General features: G+C 51.6%; 13 protein-coding genes. 10 read left to right on the forward strand and 3 right to left on the reverse strand.

Annotation, left to right across the window (positions count from 1 at the left end):
• Positions 1-82: 82 nt before the first annotated feature.
• On the forward strand, positions 83-3,301 hold the full coding sequence (locus BLW68_RS10040; protein ID WP_092792898.1) for a TonB-dependent receptor: 3,219 nt from the start codon (positions 83-85) through the stop codon (positions 3,299-3,301).
• A gap of 87 nt (positions 3,302-3,388) precedes the next feature.
• On the opposite strand, the gene BLW68_RS10045 is transcribed toward BLW68_RS10040, so the two are convergent.
• Positions 3,389-4,210: a CLCA_X family protein gene (locus BLW68_RS10045; protein ID WP_092792900.1), complete on the reverse strand. Its 822-nt coding sequence runs from the start codon at positions 4,208-4,210 to the stop codon at positions 3,389-3,391.
• Between the two features lie 164 nt (positions 4,211-4,374).
• On the opposite strand from BLW68_RS10045, the gene BLW68_RS10050 reads away from it, so the two are divergent.
• Complete coding sequence (locus tag BLW68_RS10050) at positions 4,375-7,056, forward strand: M14 family metallopeptidase (RefSeq protein ID WP_092792902.1); 2,682 nt, start codon at positions 4,375-4,377, stop codon at positions 7,054-7,056.
• A 4-nt stretch (positions 7,057-7,060) separates the two neighbouring features.
• Here BLW68_RS10050 and BLW68_RS10055 read toward each other — a convergent pair whose 3' ends face one another.
• Both BLW68_RS10055 and BLW68_RS10060 read right to left on the reverse strand, forming a co-directional pair.
• The gene (locus BLW68_RS10055; RefSeq protein WP_143039941.1) at positions 7,061-7,585 is read right to left on the reverse strand and encodes a YgjV family protein; all 525 of its coding nucleotides are present in this window, start codon (positions 7,583-7,585) and stop codon (positions 7,061-7,063) included.
• 85 nt (positions 7,586-7,670) lie between these two features.
• Entirely contained in the window at positions 7,671-9,140 is a 1,470-nt protein-coding gene (locus tag BLW68_RS10060) for a protein adenylyltransferase SelO (RefSeq protein ID WP_092792907.1), read from the reverse strand.
• A 143-nt stretch (positions 9,141-9,283) separates the two neighbouring features.
• Between BLW68_RS10060 and BLW68_RS10065 the strand changes: the two genes are divergently transcribed.
• From BLW68_RS10065 to BLW68_RS10100, 8 genes are read left to right on the forward strand one after another with little or no spacing between them, the layout of a single operon-like run.
• The gene (locus BLW68_RS10065; RefSeq protein WP_092792909.1) at positions 9,284-9,796 is read left to right on the forward strand and encodes a Na+/H+ antiporter subunit E; all 513 of its coding nucleotides are present in this window, start codon (positions 9,284-9,286) and stop codon (positions 9,794-9,796) included.
• Positions 9,793-10,071 (forward strand): MrpF/PhaF family protein, encoded by a 279-nt coding sequence (locus BLW68_RS10070; RefSeq protein WP_092792911.1) that lies wholly within the window; start codon positions 9,793-9,795, stop codon positions 10,069-10,071. The genes BLW68_RS10065 and BLW68_RS10070 overlap by 4 nt, the downstream gene beginning before the upstream one ends.
• Positions 10,068-10,379 (forward strand): cation:proton antiporter, encoded by a 312-nt coding sequence (locus BLW68_RS10075; RefSeq protein WP_177172206.1) that lies wholly within the window; start codon positions 10,068-10,070, stop codon positions 10,377-10,379. The genes BLW68_RS10070 and BLW68_RS10075 overlap by 4 nt, the downstream gene beginning before the upstream one ends.
• Complete coding sequence (locus BLW68_RS10080) at positions 10,376-11,326, forward strand: MnhB domain-containing protein (protein ID WP_092792914.1); 951 nt, start codon at positions 10,376-10,378, stop codon at positions 11,324-11,326. Before BLW68_RS10075 ends, BLW68_RS10080 begins: the two co-directional genes overlap by 4 nt.
• Positions 11,319-11,645: an NADH-quinone oxidoreductase subunit K gene (locus tag BLW68_RS10085; protein ID WP_092792917.1), complete on the forward strand. Its 327-nt coding sequence runs from the start codon at positions 11,319-11,321 to the stop codon at positions 11,643-11,645. Before BLW68_RS10080 ends, BLW68_RS10085 begins: the two co-directional genes overlap by 8 nt.
• Entirely contained in the window at positions 11,642-13,060 is a 1,419-nt protein-coding gene (locus BLW68_RS10090) for a complex I subunit 5 family protein (protein ID WP_092792919.1), read from the forward strand. Before BLW68_RS10085 ends, BLW68_RS10090 begins: the two co-directional genes overlap by 4 nt.
• Positions 13,057-14,565: a complex I subunit 5 family protein gene (locus BLW68_RS10095; RefSeq protein ID WP_092792922.1), complete on the forward strand. Its 1,509-nt coding sequence runs from the start codon at positions 13,057-13,059 to the stop codon at positions 14,563-14,565. The genes BLW68_RS10090 and BLW68_RS10095 overlap by 4 nt, the downstream gene beginning before the upstream one ends.
• Positions 14,558-16,090, forward strand: coding sequence for a complex I subunit 5 family protein (locus tag BLW68_RS10100; protein ID WP_092792924.1), 1,533 nt, complete (start codon positions 14,558-14,560; stop codon positions 16,088-16,090). Before BLW68_RS10095 ends, BLW68_RS10100 begins: the two co-directional genes overlap by 8 nt.
• Positions 16,091-16,131 lie beyond the last annotated feature (41 nt).

Genomic DNA, 16,131 nt, shown 5'->3' on the forward strand with positions numbered 1-16,131 from the left:
GGTAAGTGCATCACGGCTTAGTCGGCGCTAACGCGATTGACAGGTTGCATGGATTACAACAAGAACAGAAGAGACTTAAACTATGTCTGAATTACTGAGCGATAATTACAAGTATAGTAGCAAACAAAACCGGTTAAGCCTGGCTATTACTGCCGCTTTGCTGGGTATAAGCCCATGCTGGCTTGCTGCGCAGGCTTTGCCTGAAAATGACAGCGGTGTCATTGCTGCACAGGCAACTGAGCCGGTAGAGGTTATTGAAGTAAAAGGCATGCGCAGCAGCCTTAATAACGCCCAGAACCTGAAGCGTTATGCAGATACCGTTAAAGACGTTATCACTGCCACTGATATAGGTGCACTACCGGATAAATCAGTTACTGAAGCCTTACAACGTGTGCCCGGTGTGACTATTGAGCGCTTTGCTTCTTCTGACGATCCAAAGCACTATGCCGATGAAGGTACCGGCGTGCTGGTGCGTGGCCTGGATCGTGTGCGCTCTGAAGTCAACGGCCGTGGTGCTTTTAGTGCCAACCCATGGGGGGGGCTGAGCTATGAAGACTTCCCGGCAGAATTGCTCGGCTCAGTAGAAGTGGTAAAAAACCAGACTGCAGATCTGATCTCCGGTGGTATTGCCGGTACGGTTAATCTGATCACCCGCAAGCCGTTTGATTCTGATAAACAGTTATTATCTGTTAATGCCAAAGCGAACTATGGCGATTTTCGCGAAGAGGTTACGCCGTCGTTCTCTGCGCTGTTTTCTGATAGCTGGGAAACCAAAGCCGGTAAATTTGGTTTTCTGATTGCCGGTTCTAAATCGGAATATAAATCACGTGGTGATGGTATTGGTTTAGGTAATTTCCATTCCCGCGGTGACTCTTTTATCCCAACCACTGATGAGTGGGGCGGTATTACCGGTGTTGATCCTGATTCACCGGTTGATGGCCCGGCACTGCCTGGGCAACCTGCTGGCAGTGTCTGGCACGTACCGGTAGCTATTCACATGAGTACGGCCGAAAATGATCGCAAGCGCACCGGCTTTACCACCTCTTTGCAGTGGGCGAATACCGATAACACCATAGTGGCCACCTTAGAGCACATTAATTCTAAAGCCTCGTTAGAGTGGAATGAGCGGCAAATTGGCCAGGCTGCGCAAGGTTTCAGAGGTTTTATGGGTTCGTCGCAAAACTGGCGGGACGATGCAGCCAACGGCCATCCGTTAACAGTAGAAAACGGTTATGTCACTTCAGGTGTTGCGCTTGGTGTTAGCCCTGAAACGCCGTTTTTCTATCGCAGCCGCTGGAACTACAATGAAAATACCGTTGAAGACACCTCATTTAACCTGAAGTTAAAACCGACAGACCGCTTAGCACTGAGTTTTGATTATCAGCGCATAGACTCTGAGAAAGTGGTACACAACTACAGTATGTCAGGCCAGACGCGCGGTAATCATGTGCATGTGGTATCACCCTATTTCCTGGACATGCGCGGTTCCCGCCCAACTGTTGAGTTTCTCAGCGATAATATTCTGACCCCGGGCTGGTCGCCGAATCAGGATTGGAACGGGCCGGTGCCGAATTTATTTCTGGGCAGTGGTATGGAGCAGGAAGAGCACAATACCGCCAAAGCGAACAGCTTTAAGTTTGACCTCAGTTATGAGCTGGATGGTGTTTTTACGGTTATTAAAACCGGGGCTTATTACACCGATAAAGACTTAACCGTGCGCGATACAGCTTATGAAGGCTGGTCTGCTATTGGTACTCCCTGGGATATGAATGATCGTAATGCCGCGGCTGCCGTGAACCGGCCCGAGTTGTTTGAGCGGGTGGATTTTTCAGATTACTACAATGGTAATGTGCTGATAGGTAATGTTAATAACTTTTTGTTCCCGCGGATGGATCTGGTGAGAAACTATGCTAACTCATTACGCCAGGGTTGCCAGGAGGGCTGGCACAACGCTACGCTAAGTGCGGCTAATAACGGCGTTTGCACCGGTACCTATGTGCCTTATACCGACAAACCTAACCGCGTTGAAGGGCCATTTGCTGCGCATAACATCAGTTCATCGAATGAAAAGCGTACCGAGTTTTATCTGCGCGGTGATTTCGAGTTTGCGGAGCTGGATATTCCGGTAAAGGGTAACATTGGTTTGCGCTACGTTAGTTACGAGTTGGAATCTACCGGCGCCTTTGTACAGCCGTTAACCAGTAAACGGGGTGAGCCCGGCACATCGCTTAACAATGTAATGCAGCAAGCAGAGTACCGGCGCTATTATGATCTTGCGTCCGGTGAATCGCAGTTGAGTACGGTAAAAGGCACCGATTACGACACCGTATTACCGAGCTTAAACCTGAACTTTGGTATAACCGATGACGTAGTCGTGCGCTTTGGTGCGTCAAAAGGTTTGTATTACCCAAGCCTGGTAGATGCCCGTAATATCAGCCTGCTCGATTTAGACTACACCCGTCGCCTGCAAACCCCGGGACAAGATCAGGATGAAGTTAATAACCCGGTGGTGGGGCTGGATGATATCGAAGTAACAGCATTGGCGGGCAACCCGTATCTGGAGCCGGAAGAGTCAATTAATCTGGATTTAACGGCAGAATGGTATTTTGCACCGGCCGGATTTTTGAATCTGGGCGTCTTCCACAAAAAGCTGGATAACATTATCCGCAACCGGCAATTTGATCTTGATATTGCCTACAACGGCCAAAGTTACGATGTATCGGCTTATGGCCCGGCTAACACCGGCTCAGGCTCTATCCGCGGCGTTGAATTTTCGTACTCGCAGTTCTATGACATGTTGCCAGGCGCATGGAGCGGTTTGGGTTTACAGTTTAACTACACCTATATCGACCAGAGTGGCCTGGAAGATCCTAACTCTGTGTCAGAGGGAACGTTGGGCTTTGATGAAAATGGTAACCGCATAGCAGACAACCGTAATACCTTCCGTGTATTTGGTGGTTTGCCGCTGCAAGGCTATTCCGATCAGAATATGAACATCGTTGGTATGTACGAATATAACGACATTTCATTCCGGCTGGCTTATACCTGGCGCTCTGAGTACCTGCTGACGCTGCGTGAATCTGAAGAGTATGTGCCAGCCTATGCCAAAGCATCCGGCATGATGGACGCCAGCTTGTACTACAGCATTAACGAGAACTGGAAAATTGGTATTGAAGGCAGTAACTTGCTGAAAACTGAAACTAAAACCCAGTATCAAATGAATCAGGCGGGGGATAGAACAGATGCACTGAGCTTTACCACTGATCGTCGTTATGCGCTAAGCGTGCGGGCTGTTTTTTAATGGCCAACGGTTTTATTGACTAAGTTAACCACGGGTGATTATTACTGCTTCTCCCGGCCTTAGCCTGCTGCAGGGCTAAGATAATAATCACCCGTCCACCAGCGTATTTTTACTGCGGGTTTTATACTGCAGCCCTTGCCCCAACAGCCGAAAGTATTGCAGCCATAAGCCGGCAAGTTCAGTGCTAAGCGCATCGTCCGGATATACCCCCATTTCGGCGGCTTTACTTTTTAGCGTACCCGCCACCAGAAAACTGTTCTTCAGGCTTTGCATTTGCAGCACCTTTTCAAAGGCTCTGGCCGCCATTTCCTCCGGCATAGCCAGGTATAAACGGTTTTGCGCTGCGTCTAAAGTACGGCAATGATTAAAAAAATCGCTGCTACTGTTGTCATCAGCGGATAAGAACAGTTTTTTATAGGCTGCATCCAGTAACGAATTGAAATAATGCGGAATTATCGTTTTATGCTGTAGCCAGCAGCGGCTGGAAAATTGGTTACGCGTAGCGCTATGGCCAAACATTTTACTGGCAATATAGTGATCAAAGGCATGAAACCATTCATGTGCCAGGCTGCCGCCACCAGCGTTTTTGGCAAGTGCCAGAATACGCCCCTGCGGTTGGTAATGCGCACATACTCCCGGCTGGCCGCCAATGCCAAAAGTCAGCGCTAAGCTGCCATTTAGCGATATTACCTCTGGCGGTACCTGCAACAATTGTTGTAAATCGCAAAAGGCATCGAAAAATAAATTTGCCGCCAGTTGCAGTTCATCAGCTGTTACCCAGCGGCCAATATGAATGCTGTTAAAACCAAAAATCTTCAGCAGATCGGCAAAGCTAACGTCGGCACCACCGCGATGTGGCGGGCCATTACGGTAGTACTGACGCTGAATACGGGGCACGGAATGAGTCATGTGCTGATGATAGCGACAATTCGCTGTTGGCGAAATACTGGGTGTTGTTCAAACCGGCGGTAAAAACTGGTGTTTAGTCGCAGCAGTGTTGTCAGTACATTGCCAAGCAGGCAGAGCCAAGGTAGTTTGCCGCTATAACAATATATAAAAATCATGGGAGCAACATGCGCAGTAACATCCATCGGACATTTATTTTCAGTACTATTGTTGCGGCTTTGGGCAGTAGCTTTGCCGCTTCGGCATTGCCGGAGTTTCCTGGCAGCCAGTACAACCACAGCGTGCCCGACATACAACAGGTGCTGGGCTATAAACTGGGTAGCCGTATCTCAGAGCCGGCGGCCATAAGGCAATATTTTACTACCCTGGCCGCGCAATATCCGCAGCAGCTAAAGCTGGTGCCATATGGTGAAAGCTGGCAGGGGCGGCAGCTGTTTTATGTAGTTATAGGCTCTGAGCAGAATATTGCCCGTTTAGACCAGCTGGAACAAAATATGCGCAAACTGGCAGATCCGGTTAATACCAGCGAAGCGGACGCCAAAGCCCTGATTGAACAACAACCGGCATCGGTGTGGATTGCCAATACCTTGCACGGTAATGAATTAAGCCCGGCAGAATCGTCAATGGCGCTGGCCTGGCATTTACTGGCCGACCAAAGTGAGTTTACCCGCAATATTCTCGCTAACACCCTGGTATATATTGATCCGCTGCAAAACCCGGATGGCCATCATCGTTTTGTCAGCCGCTATTACGCTACTGCCGGTATGGAGCATTCTGACGATCGTTTATCTGCTGAGCAAAACGAGCCCTGGCCCAATGGCCGCAGTAATCATTATTTGTTTGATATGAACCGCGATTGGATCAGCTTAACCCAGCCGGAAAACCGTGGCCGGGTTAGGGCGCTGCAAAACACCTATCCGCTGTTATACGTTGATTCGCACGAAATGGGCGGCGACATGACGTACTACTTCAGCCCGGAAGCCGAGCCTTATAACCCGCATATTCAGCAGGCTCAGCGTGAAGTATTAAATTGGGTGGGGCAAAACAATGCCAAATGGTTTGACCGCTTTGGCTACCATTATTTTACCCGCGAGATTTTTGATGCATTTTATCCGGGTTACGGCGCCAGCTGGCCGTTGTATCAGGGCAGTATTGCCATGACCTATGAAATGGCTTCTGCCCGTGGCCATCACTATCGCCGCAGTGATGGCACAGTAGTTACTTTTGCCGATGGTATTCAGCGTAACTTTGTTGCTTTTATGGCCACGCTGGAAACCGCCAGCCAACGGGCCAAACCCTTGCTGCAGCGGTTTTATCAGTACCGTAAAGATGCCGTGGCACAAGGTAGCAAAGCCAAAACCCGCAGCTATATTTTTCCGGCCAGCCGCGATAAAGCCGGGCATCAGCGTTTAACGGCATTACTGACAGAACAGGGCATAGCCGTAACGCAGGCCACAAAAGCATTCAGTGCCTGTGGTAAGGATTACCAAAGCGGCGCTTATGTTATCGACAGCGCTCAGAGCACTTATCATTTACTGCGTACCTTGCTTGATGCCGATGTACCGATGGACCAGCCATTTATTAAGCAGCAGGAGGCGCTGCGGGCAAATAACTTACCGGATCAGATATACGATGTAACGGCCTGGTCATTGCCGCTGATGTTTAATCTGGACATGAATGAATGCCGCGCCAGCGTAAAAGTAGAAGGCGTTAGGGTAACTGAGCAGCGTATCTTGCCCGGCAGCCTGGCCCGGCCAGATGCGACATACGGCTTTATTGTGCCCTGGGATGGTATGGACGCCGCCCGTTTTGCCGCCGCTGCGTTAAAAGCCGGTGTGGTTATGCGTAGCAGTGACTTGCCTTTTACTCATCAAAACGGTACGCGTTACCCATCCGGCAGTTTAATTATTGCCAGGGCGGATAATAATACTGAGCTTAATCAAACGCTTGAAAAACTTTCTGCAAAAAGTGGTGCTGTACTGCAAGGTGTAGACAGCAGTTGGCATACCGATGGGCCTAATGCCGGCTCTGCCAATATGGTACGGCTGCAACCGGTAAAAGTCGCCATGTTATGGGATGAACCCGCCAGCAGTTTAAGTGCTGGCAGTGCCCGTTTTGTGCTGGAGCGCGAGCTTGGGCAACCGGTAACGGCTATCCGGCCGGCGCAATTAAAACAGGCTGATTTAAGCCGGTACCAGGTATTGGTATTACCGGCCACTGCCGGTGGCAGTTACCAGCAGGCGCTGGGGGAAGCCGGTTATAACAATATCCGCCACTGGACAGAGCGCGGTGGGGTACTGATCACCCTGGGTAACGCCACTAACTTTGTCTTAAGCGGTGAAGCGCCAATGCTGGCCAGTAAGCGGGAATACAAAGCCGGTGAAGAGCCAGCAACCGACGGAAAGGATAAAGAGCAGGTTGCCGGCACAGTGCTAAATACCGAGCAATACCAGCAAATGGTTAAAGCAAAGCAGGCAAGGCCGGACTGGGTGCCGGGTTTTCTGGCAAAAGCAGAGGTGGATCAGTCGCACTGGTTAACGGCAGGCTTACCGGCCAGCGTTAATACAGTGTATGTCGGTAATGAAATTTATCAGCCGCTGGCAATAAACCACGGCCGCAACTTGCTGAAATTTGCTGGCGCCGATGAAGTTAAAGCCAGTGGTTTTGTCTGGCAGGATAACCAGCAGCAGATAGCGCACAAACCCTTATTAATGTGGGCACCACAAGGTGACGGTATGGTGATAAGTTTTACCCAGGAGCCCAACTATCGTGCTTATGTGAATGGCTTGCATATTGCGCTGGCTAATGCGGTATTGCTGGCGCCGGCACATAGCGGCGCTGTGCGTTAAAACGTTATTTATTATCTGCCGCAGGTAAGCTTTGCCTGCGGCTTCTGATATAACCCACCAGATTACTGCTTAAAAATGCCAGTTCCATTAACACGGCTACCGGCGAGCCCACCAGCAGGTTATGGATAATCCAGGCTGTGGCGCCCACCGCCATCAGTGCCCGTACCAGCAACACATTTTTCTGAAAACTGCCAACAGTACCTACTACTGCCGCCAGATAAGGCAGCAGATTAACCGGGTTGCTATAGCTAAGCACAATCAGCAAGGTGGAGAGTGCCAGAAAACAGTACATCCAGCGCTGGCGCGGGCTTATTGCCGCTACCAGAAAGCGCACCGCGGTTAAACCAACAAACAATGCCGCTTCGTACTGGCCCAGCACGGCAAAATGGCTGGCATTAAGCAGGGCAGAGACAAACCAGAATTTCAGCATACTGGCCCTGTCATAGCGCTGAAACGCCACAATGCCACTGATAAAGGCCATAGCGGCTAAACATTGAGACAAAGCAAAACTGAGGGTTATGTCTGGCAAAGAGGTGACTCTGTGTTTCCGAACAAGGTGGCTATAGTACCGAATTTAACCGCCATCTGCCTGTCGCAGATGGCATAAGTTATAATCAGGTGCCGCAAAAAGTATTCTTAATAAGCTGTTGTGGCTGCGGTGGCAAGGCAAAGTCAGCATTATCGTCTGACAAGGTGTAGGGCGTAGCCAGTGCTTTGTGTAGGCGGTTAAACAGCGTTAAATCGGCTTGCTCTGTCGCCTGTGTAATAGCGGCAGCAACTAAGTGGTTGCGCGCTATAAGCGCCGGATTGGTATTATCCATTTGCTGGCTTACCTGCAGCGGATCAATACCCTGTGCAGCAAGGCGTTGTTGCCATTTTGCTGTCCAATCGGCCCAACCTTGTTTGTCTGCAAATAACGCTGCGGCACCGGCAGCTGCGTTGCTTACCGAGCGGCTGAGCAAACGAAAGCTCTGGCTGAAATCGGCGTTATTTGCGCTCATCAGGTTAAGCAAATCACGGATTAACACTTCGTCAGTGTCGGTTGCAGTGACAATACCAATTTTCGCCGCCATCAGGCGCAGAAATTCGGTTTCGTTTTGGCCGTTAAAACCTTGCAATACCTCTGTGGCCAGCTCTACCGCGTGCTCTGGTTGTTCAGTTAGCAGCGGCAGCAGGGTTTCAGCAAAACGTGCCAGGTTCCAGCTGGCAATGCGTGGCTGGTTGCCCCAGGCGTAACGGCCTTGCGTATCAATAAAGCTATATACCTGCGCCGGATTAAAGCTGTCCATAAAAGCACAGGGGCCGTAATCGATGGTTTCGCCGGCAATGCTCATATTGTCGGTATTCATTACACCATGAATAAACCCCAGGCTCATCCATCTGGCAACCAGTTTTGCCTGAGCTGCAACCACCGCAGCAAGTAAAGCCAGATAAGGGTTTGCCTCGCTGGCGCAGGCCGGGTAGTGGCGGTTAATCACATAGTCGGCAAAGGTTTTCAGCTGGCCATGATCGCCTCTGGCAGCCAGATACTGAAAACTGCCAATACGGATATGGCTGCTGGCCACCCGGGTAAGTATTGCACCGGGCTCTGCGGTTTCGCGCTGCACAAAGTCACCGGTTAATACTGCAGCCAGTGCGCGGGTAGTGGGCACACCCAGCGCATACATTGCCTCACTGACTAAATATTCCCGTAGTACCGGCCCCAGTGGTGAGCGGCCATCGCCACGGCGTGAAAACGGTGTTTGGCCGGCGCCTTTAAGTTGTATGTCAAAGCGCTGATTATCCGCGTTGATAACTTCTGCCAGTAGTAAAGCCCGGCCATCGCCCAATTGTGGTACAAAATGGCCAAACTGATGGCCGGCATAAGCATGTGCCAGCGGGCTGGCCCAATCTGGCACTATGTTGCCGCTAAATACGGCAAGACCGTCGTCAGAGTGCCAATATTGTTTAGGTAAACGCAGCTGTGTTGCCAGTTCAGCATTAAACGCCAGCCATTGTGGGGCAGAAACCGGTGTAGGTGTGCAGGGCAGCGAAAACGGCGCACCAAGGGCTGCCAGGCTGTGCTGAGTATTAAAACTGTTCATAGCAAATACTTCGCTTTAACGACGATTGTCGCTACAGTGTACACGAAGTTGATAACGCACTACAGCGCCAGTCATGGCCGTTTTTTTGAACTTTTCTATACTATTCAATACTATTACCTCAGTAATTTTATTCGGGAGTTTGCATGATATTGCAGCAGGGCGGGTCAATTTTTATCCGTTATAGCGCTCTAAGTGGCGTATTTGCGCTGTGCTGGGCGGCGTTGACCGGAGGGCGTGGCTGGTGGTTTTTTCTGCCGCTGTGTTTACTGCTACTGCTGTGGTGCTATTGGGCTAAATTAAGCCTGCCGCCGGTTCGGTTTAAGGCCGTGCCGGGTTTTTTACTGTTTTTTAGCAGGCAGCTAATACTGGGTGCCTGGGATGTTGCGTGGCGCGCACTGGCACCGTCACCAAGGTTAGCACCGCAGTGGCAACCTTATGCCATAAGTCTGGCCCAACCTGCCAGCCAGCGTTTGCTGGCCAGTATGGTAAGCCTGTTGCCTGGTACCTGCGCGGTAAATATCGAAACAGGTCAGCCGGATGTTTTGCTGTTGCATGTGCTGGATGGCGATGCCAACTGGCGCAGTGGTGTCGCTGCGCTGGAGCAACAACTGACTTTGCTGCTGTGTGATGAACCTGTGCACGGACAGGTGCCATGATCGCCTTGGCAGTAGCATTATTACTTACCATGGTGCTGGGTCTATGGCGGGTAATAAAGGGACCGGCTTTGTTAGACCGGCTATTGTCAGTGCAATTATTCGGTACTACCGGCGTAGCCTTGTGTTTAGTATTGGCACAGGCACTTGGCGTCAGTGCACTGCGTGATGTGGCGCTGGTACTGGCCGTGTTGGCTGCCGCAGCACCGGCGGCATTGGTGCAACGCTTAAAGCAGCAAAAAATAGCACAACCGCCATCTTCTGAGGATAATCCATGATCGATAGCACAGGGCAGTTATCCACTCTGAGTATGGTACTTAGTAGCCTGTTGTTAATGGTGGGCTTATTTTTCTTTATTGCCGGTAGTATCGGCATGCTGCGCTTTCCCGATAGCTTCAGCCGTTTGCATGCCGTTACCAAAGCTGACTCGTTAGGCCTGGGATCAATCGTTGCCGGGCTGATGTTTTATGGTGAGCTGTGGCAAAACCTGCTGTTGTTGCTGATCTGGTTACTGGTGCTGGCGTCGGGCTCGGTATCGTGTCAGCTATTAGCCCGCTTTGCTAAAACCCAGCAGGATAAAACATGAGCCTGTTGTTATTTGATGCCACCTTATGCCTGTTGCTGTTGGTACTGGCGCTGGCCAGTATATTAAGTCGTCAATTAGTTCACGGGGTAATACTGTATATTGCTTTTGGTCTGATGATGGCGCTGGCCTGGGCCAGACTGGCCACACCCGACTTAGCGCTGGCCGAAGCGGCTATTGGTGCCGGCCTGACCGGTGCTTTGTGTTTTTCTGCATTGGCCCGCCAACAGCTGCACCTTCCAGTTGTCCTTAGCTGGCCACAACGGCTGTGGCCGGCAGTATTTGTGCTACTGATGCTCGGTGGCGTACTGGCGGCGTTGTTGCAGTTGCCGCCCACAGCCAGCCCGCTGGTTGATGTAGCGCAGGCCGAGCTTATCAACAGTGGTGTCAGCCACCCGGTTACAGCAGTGCTGCTGAACTTTCGCAGTTGGGATACCTTACTGGAGTTAGTTGTATTGCTGCTGGCATTGTTAGGGGCTTTGCAGGTCGCCCCTGCTGCTAAAGCAACAACCAGTTGGCCGCTTAGCCTTAGTTGGAGCCGGTTACTGGCACCTATGGTGATTTTACTGGCCGGTTATCTGCTGTGGGCCGGCGCCAGCCAACCTGGGGGCGCATTTCAGGCCGGTGCCTTACTGGCTGCCGGTGCTGTGGTGCTGCGGCTTAATCACCAGCTTAACTGGTTACGCTGGAGCAACTTTTGGATCAGGCTGCTGATTGTCTCGGGGGTATCGGCTTTTGTGCTGGCGGCGTTACTGGCTATGTTGTTAACGACGGACAATACAGACGTAATCTGGCTACGTTGGCCGCCACAACTGGCCGGAGGCTTTATTTTGCTGGTTGAATTGTTTGCTACCCTGGCCATAGCGCTAACACTCACCTTACTGGTGGTGGGAGAACCCGCTGCAGCCGAACAGGCGCAGCAAAATAGCGGCGGGGAAGCGCATGACTGATCTGAGCCCGCAACTGCTGTTGTATATCGGCACTGCTGCCGGTCTGTTCGCCATAGGCTTATATGGTTTTATCGTCGGGCCGCAAACACTGCGGCGTATTTTAGCGCTGAATATTATCGGCGCCGGTATTTTTATGCTGATGGTTGTGCTGGCGTATCGCGGGCTGGCTGATGGCGCGGCCGATCCGGTATTACAGGCGCTGATCTTAACCGGCCTGGTAGTCGCCGTTAGTGCAACGGCTTTTGCACTGGCGCTGTTGGCGCGATTAAAGCAGGCCAGGCCGGGTCAGTACAGGCCTGAGCAGGAGCCAGGGCCATGATGGTATTGTTGCTGGTGCTGCCGTTAGTTGGCGCCTTATTAATGCTGCTTTGGCCAAAGATTGCGCCGTTACTGACACTGCTCACAGCTACTATCTGCAGCCTGGCTGCGTTGCAGTTATTGTTGCAGGTAAGTGAGCAGGGCAGCCAGCAGATATTGCTGGCAGGCTGGCCGTCGGGGTTGGCTATTAGCCTTGAGGCTAACAGCTTAAGCTGCTTACTTATTTTACTGACCACGGTGTTGCAGTTGCTGGTGGCTTTATATGCCTTTGCAACTTACCGGCGCGATAAACTCGGTACCGGTTTTTGGCCGCTTAGCAGCCTGTTGCAACTGGGCTTAACCTCGCTTTGGTTGTCGCGGGATTTATTTAACCTCTATGTTTGTCTGGAGTTGCTTGGCCTGGTAGCGGTAGCGCTGGTCAGCTTGTCGGGCGATAAAGCTATTAAACCGGCGCTGAATTATCTGTTGTTATCTTTGTTCGGTTCGCTGTGTTATTTGCTGGGTGTGGCAATGCTGTATGGCGCTTATGGTGTGCTGGATATCAGCGCTTTGGCGCTGCAGTGGCAGACTAATATACTCAGTACTGCAGCACTGCTGCTGATGACATTGGGTTTAATGTTAAAAGCTGCACTTTGGCCATTGCATGGCTGGCTACCGGCGGCGCATGGTGCGGCACCGGCACCGGTAAGTGCCTTGTTATCGGCCTTGGTAGTAAAAGGCCCGTTGTTTATCCTGTGTTTGTTATGGCTGCAATTGGCAAGTGCACCACAAGCTGTGGCAATAGCGCCGTTGTTTACCGGTTGTGGTTTAGCGGCCTTGCTGCTTGGCGGTGTGTCGGCGCTGCGTACGCCTTTTGCCAAAAATATGGTGGCCTATTCCACCGTAGCACAGCTGGGTTATGCCATGCTGGCGCTTGGCTTATTACTGCGTTTTAACCAGCCGTTATTTGCTGCAGCACTGTGGTTATTTGTGCTGGCGCATGCGCTGGCCAAAGCGGCCTGCTTTTTGGCAATAGGTGAGATAACTGCAACCTTAGGTGGGAAACGGCTAAACACATTAAAAGGTGCCAGCCAGACAATGCCGTTGGCCATGTTTGCTTTTGCCGTAGCCGGTGGCAGTTTAATCGGCTTGCCGCCCAGCGGCGGTTTTCTGGCTAAGTGGGCGTTGTTGCAAGGGTTATGGTTACAAGGCGATCAGCTGCTCTGGTTGCTGGCGATAGTATTGGCAACCTTACTCTCTGCCGCTTATGTATTTCGGGTAGTGGTGCTGGCATTTGATCGGGCCGATCCGGTGGCGCCGGATTTTGCGCCGCGTATTTTGCCACAATGGTTAGCCTTATTGCCGGCGCTGGCTGTGTGGGCTATGGCACTGTACAGCGAGCCACTGCTGCGGTTGTTAAAACAGGAGGGGTTATGAGCCCGTTTTGGCAACAATATTTACCACTTGCCATTATTCTGAGTTCGTTATTACCCGGGCTGATTATTTTTACCCTGAAAGAAACTCAGGTGAAGTTGCGTATTAGCCTGAACCTGTTTGGCGTAGGCGTAAAGCTGTTGCTGGTATTGTTAATGTGGCAGGCAGTAAAAGCCGGCCAGCAGTTTTATTTTAGTTTGCCATTTTTACCAGGCGCCGATTTAGTGCTACAGGGCGATGCCTTGTCACTGCTGTTTGTGGTGCTGTCTTCCGTGCTTTGGCTGGCTACCACCATTTATGCCATTGGTTACCTCGAGCACTCGCCACTGCGTTCGCGCTTTTTTGGTTATTTCAGCCTCTGTGTCAGCGCTACGGTTGGTCTGGCGCTGGCCGGTAATCTGGTTACTTTTTTATTGTTTTATGAACTGCTGACGCTGGCGACTTTTCCGCTGGTGGTGCATCGCGGTACGGCACAGTCACTGGCAGCCGGGCGCAAGTATCTGGCGTATACCCTTGGCGGTGGCGTAATACTGATGCTGGGTGTGGCACTGCTGCATTCACTGGTGCAAAGCCCGCTATTCACCCCTGGCGGCTATGTTACAGCCGTTGTCAGTGGTAATGAGGGGCTGTTAAAACTGGCCTTTGCGTTAATGATAGCGGGGTTGGGGGTAAAAGCAGCCTTATTGCCACTACATGGCTGGCTGCCACAGGCAATGGTAGCACCTGCGCCGGTCAGCGCCTTATTGCATGCAGTAGCAGTAGTTAAAGCCGGTGCTTTTGGCATTATCCGGCTGGTGTACGATGTTTTTGGCGTAGAGAGCATGCACGCACTGCAACTGGCGCAGCCGTTAATGCTGTTGGCAGCCGCTACAATATTGTATGGCTCCTGGCGCGCGCTCTCGCAGCAGGATATTAAGCGGCGGCTGGCGTACTCTACTATTAGTCAGGTGTCTTACATTACGCTGGGTGTGGCAATGCTGGGGCCGTTGGCGGCGGTAGGTGGCCTGGTGCATTTGGTGCATCAGGGCGTAATGAAAATCACGTTGTTTTTTTGTGCCGGTAACTTTGCCGAAACCTTAGGTATTCATAAAGTTCGTCAGTTAAATGGTGTCGGGCGGCGTATGCCAGTAACGGCTATGGCTTTTACGCTGGGAGCCTTGGGTATGATCGGCATACCGCCCACCGCTGGTTTTATCAGCAAATGGTATTTGGGGCTGGGGGCGGCAGAAGTAGAGCAAAACTGGCTTATTCTGGTATTTGCGCTATCGGGTTTGCTTAACGCAGCTTATTTTTTACCGCTGGTGTACCGCATGTGGTTTTTACCGCAAAGCATGCCCTGGCCGCAAGAACAGCAGTTATCAAACCGGTTTGAAACACACTGGATGTTACTAACACCCGCCGTTTTTACCGCTGTGCTACTGTTGCTGATGGGTTTGTTTGCCAGCACTGAATTGAGCCCGCTAAGCTGGGCGGAACTAATAGTAGAGCGGGAGTTTCGCCATGATTGACCTAAGCAACTGGCTGTGGCCCGGCGCTGGGTTGGGCTTAGGTGATGAGTTTACCCGGCCCTGGTGGTATTTCAGTTTACTGTTATGGTTGCTGGTTGGCGGGTTTAGCCTGTTGTCGCAGCGGCATGATCCGCGCGCTGGGCGCTATTGGCTGTTTTTTGTGTTGTGTTTTGCCGGCAATATGCTGTTAATCGCCGCTCTGGACGCGGTCAGTTTTTACCTTGGCTTTAGCTTGCTCAGTTTGTCGGCCTATGGCCTGGTGATCCACAGCGGTACCGCAAAAGCCAGACGCGCCGGCAGGCTGTATTTGCAACTGGCGGTGCTGGGCGAAATTCTGCTGTTCTGCGGTTTACTGCTACGTGCCTCTGCTGCCGGTGGGCGGTTTGACTGGCATAGCTGGCAGGCTGTGCCACTGGAACCGCTGAGCTTAACCTTATTGCTGCTGGGGCTGGGTTTAAAAGCTGGCTTTTGTCCACTGCACTGGTGGCTGCCACAAGCCCACCCTGTGGCACCGGCACCGGCCAGCGCGCTGTTATCCGGCGTAATGATTAAAGCCGGCTTGCTCGGTATGCTGATGTTTTTACCCGCCACTGATGCCCTAATGCAGCAGTGGGCGCCAGTATTGTTAGTTACCGGCCTGATCTCAGCTTTTTATGGCGTATTGGCAGGCTTACTGTACACGCAGCCAAAAGTCATTCTGGCTTACTCTTCCGTTAGCCAAATGGGTTATTTATTGCTGCTGTTTGCGCTGCTGAGTTTAACCGGCGTAGCAGCATTGCCGGTATTGCTGGCCTATGTAGTACACCACGGCATGGCAAAAAGTAGTTTGTTTTTATATGCCGGTATGGCTGGCGAAGCCGCGGGGCGCATTTGGCGCCAGGCGTTGTTTTGGCTGGCTGCACTATCTATGATGGCACTGCCGCTCAGCAGCGGCGCTCTGGTAAAAACCGGCCTGAAAACCCAATTGGCAGCGGCCAATTTACCCGCCTGGTTGGATATTGGCGTGCTTAGCCTGCTTTTAACAGCAGGTGCTGTGCTTACGGCGTTACTGTTATTGCATTTGGCGGCACAGCTGCGCGCAGCTAATAACAAGCAAAGCAACCATACTGTTAAAGCTTCTGCTGCTAATAGTGCCGGGCGCTGGGCATTGCTTATGGCATTAGTCAGCGCACTTTGGGTACTGCCATGGTTTATTGTGCAACAGTGGCAACTGGCCTGGCCAACACTGGCCCAACACACCGGGTTGATATGGCCCTTACTGTTGGCACTGCTACTCCGGTGGTTATGGTATAAATTCAGCAGGCAGCTGCCGGCACACTGGTACAACCGTAACGCCCCGGCGCTGTATTACTCGTTAAAGTTAAAGCGGTTATATCAACCTGTCAGCCAACCGCAACGGCACTGGCCAACTATTACATTACGCCCGCTGGAGCGGCGCATAAACCGCGCTCTGGCATTACCCGTAGTGCCATTTACAGCATTGGTTTGCTGCGTATTATTTGGAGTGCTGCTTTTAACCTGGTAACACAGAGTGGGAAAGGGACGAGCAATTTCAGGCATAAAAAG

Origin of the sequence: Rheinheimera pacifica, assembly GCF_900108485.1 — a bacterium.
GTDB classification, from domain to species: Bacteria; Pseudomonadota; Gammaproteobacteria; order Enterobacterales; family Alteromonadaceae; genus Alishewanella; species Alishewanella pacifica.

Excerpts from the sequence above, each read along its gene's own strand:
- BLW68_RS10050 (WP_092792902.1), top strand. The coding sequence starts at position 4,375 with ATGCGCAGTAACATCCATCGGACATTTATTTTCAGTACTATTGTTGCG.
- BLW68_RS10075 (WP_177172206.1), top strand. The coding sequence starts at position 10,068 with ATGATCGATAGCACAGGGCAGTTATCCACTCTGAGTATGGTACTTAGT.
- BLW68_RS10100 (WP_092792924.1), top strand. The coding sequence starts at position 14,558 with ATGATTGACCTAAGCAACTGGCTGTGGCCCGGCGCTGGGTTGGGCTTA.
- BLW68_RS10085 (WP_092792917.1), top strand. The coding sequence starts at position 11,319 with ATGACTGATCTGAGCCCGCAACTGCTGTTGTATATCGGCACTGCTGCC.
- BLW68_RS10070 (WP_092792911.1), top strand. The coding sequence starts at position 9,793 with ATGATCGCCTTGGCAGTAGCATTATTACTTACCATGGTGCTGGGTCTA.
- BLW68_RS10095 (WP_092792922.1), top strand. The coding sequence starts at position 13,057 with ATGAGCCCGTTTTGGCAACAATATTTACCACTTGCCATTATTCTGAGT.
- BLW68_RS10040 (WP_092792898.1), top strand. The coding sequence starts at position 83 with ATGTCTGAATTACTGAGCGATAATTACAAGTATAGTAGCAAACAAAAC.
- BLW68_RS10065 (WP_092792909.1), top strand. The coding sequence starts at position 9,284 with ATGATATTGCAGCAGGGCGGGTCAATTTTTATCCGTTATAGCGCTCTA.
- BLW68_RS10045 (WP_092792900.1), bottom strand. The coding sequence starts at position 4,210 with ATGACTCATTCCGTGCCCCGTATTCAGCGTCAGTACTACCGTAATGGC.
- BLW68_RS10080 (WP_092792914.1), top strand. The coding sequence starts at position 10,376 with ATGAGCCTGTTGTTATTTGATGCCACCTTATGCCTGTTGCTGTTGGTA.
- BLW68_RS10060 (WP_092792907.1), bottom strand. The coding sequence starts at position 9,140 with ATGAACAGTTTTAATACTCAGCACAGCCTGGCAGCCCTTGGTGCGCCG.
- BLW68_RS10090 (WP_092792919.1), top strand. The coding sequence starts at position 11,642 with ATGATGGTATTGTTGCTGGTGCTGCCGTTAGTTGGCGCCTTATTAATG.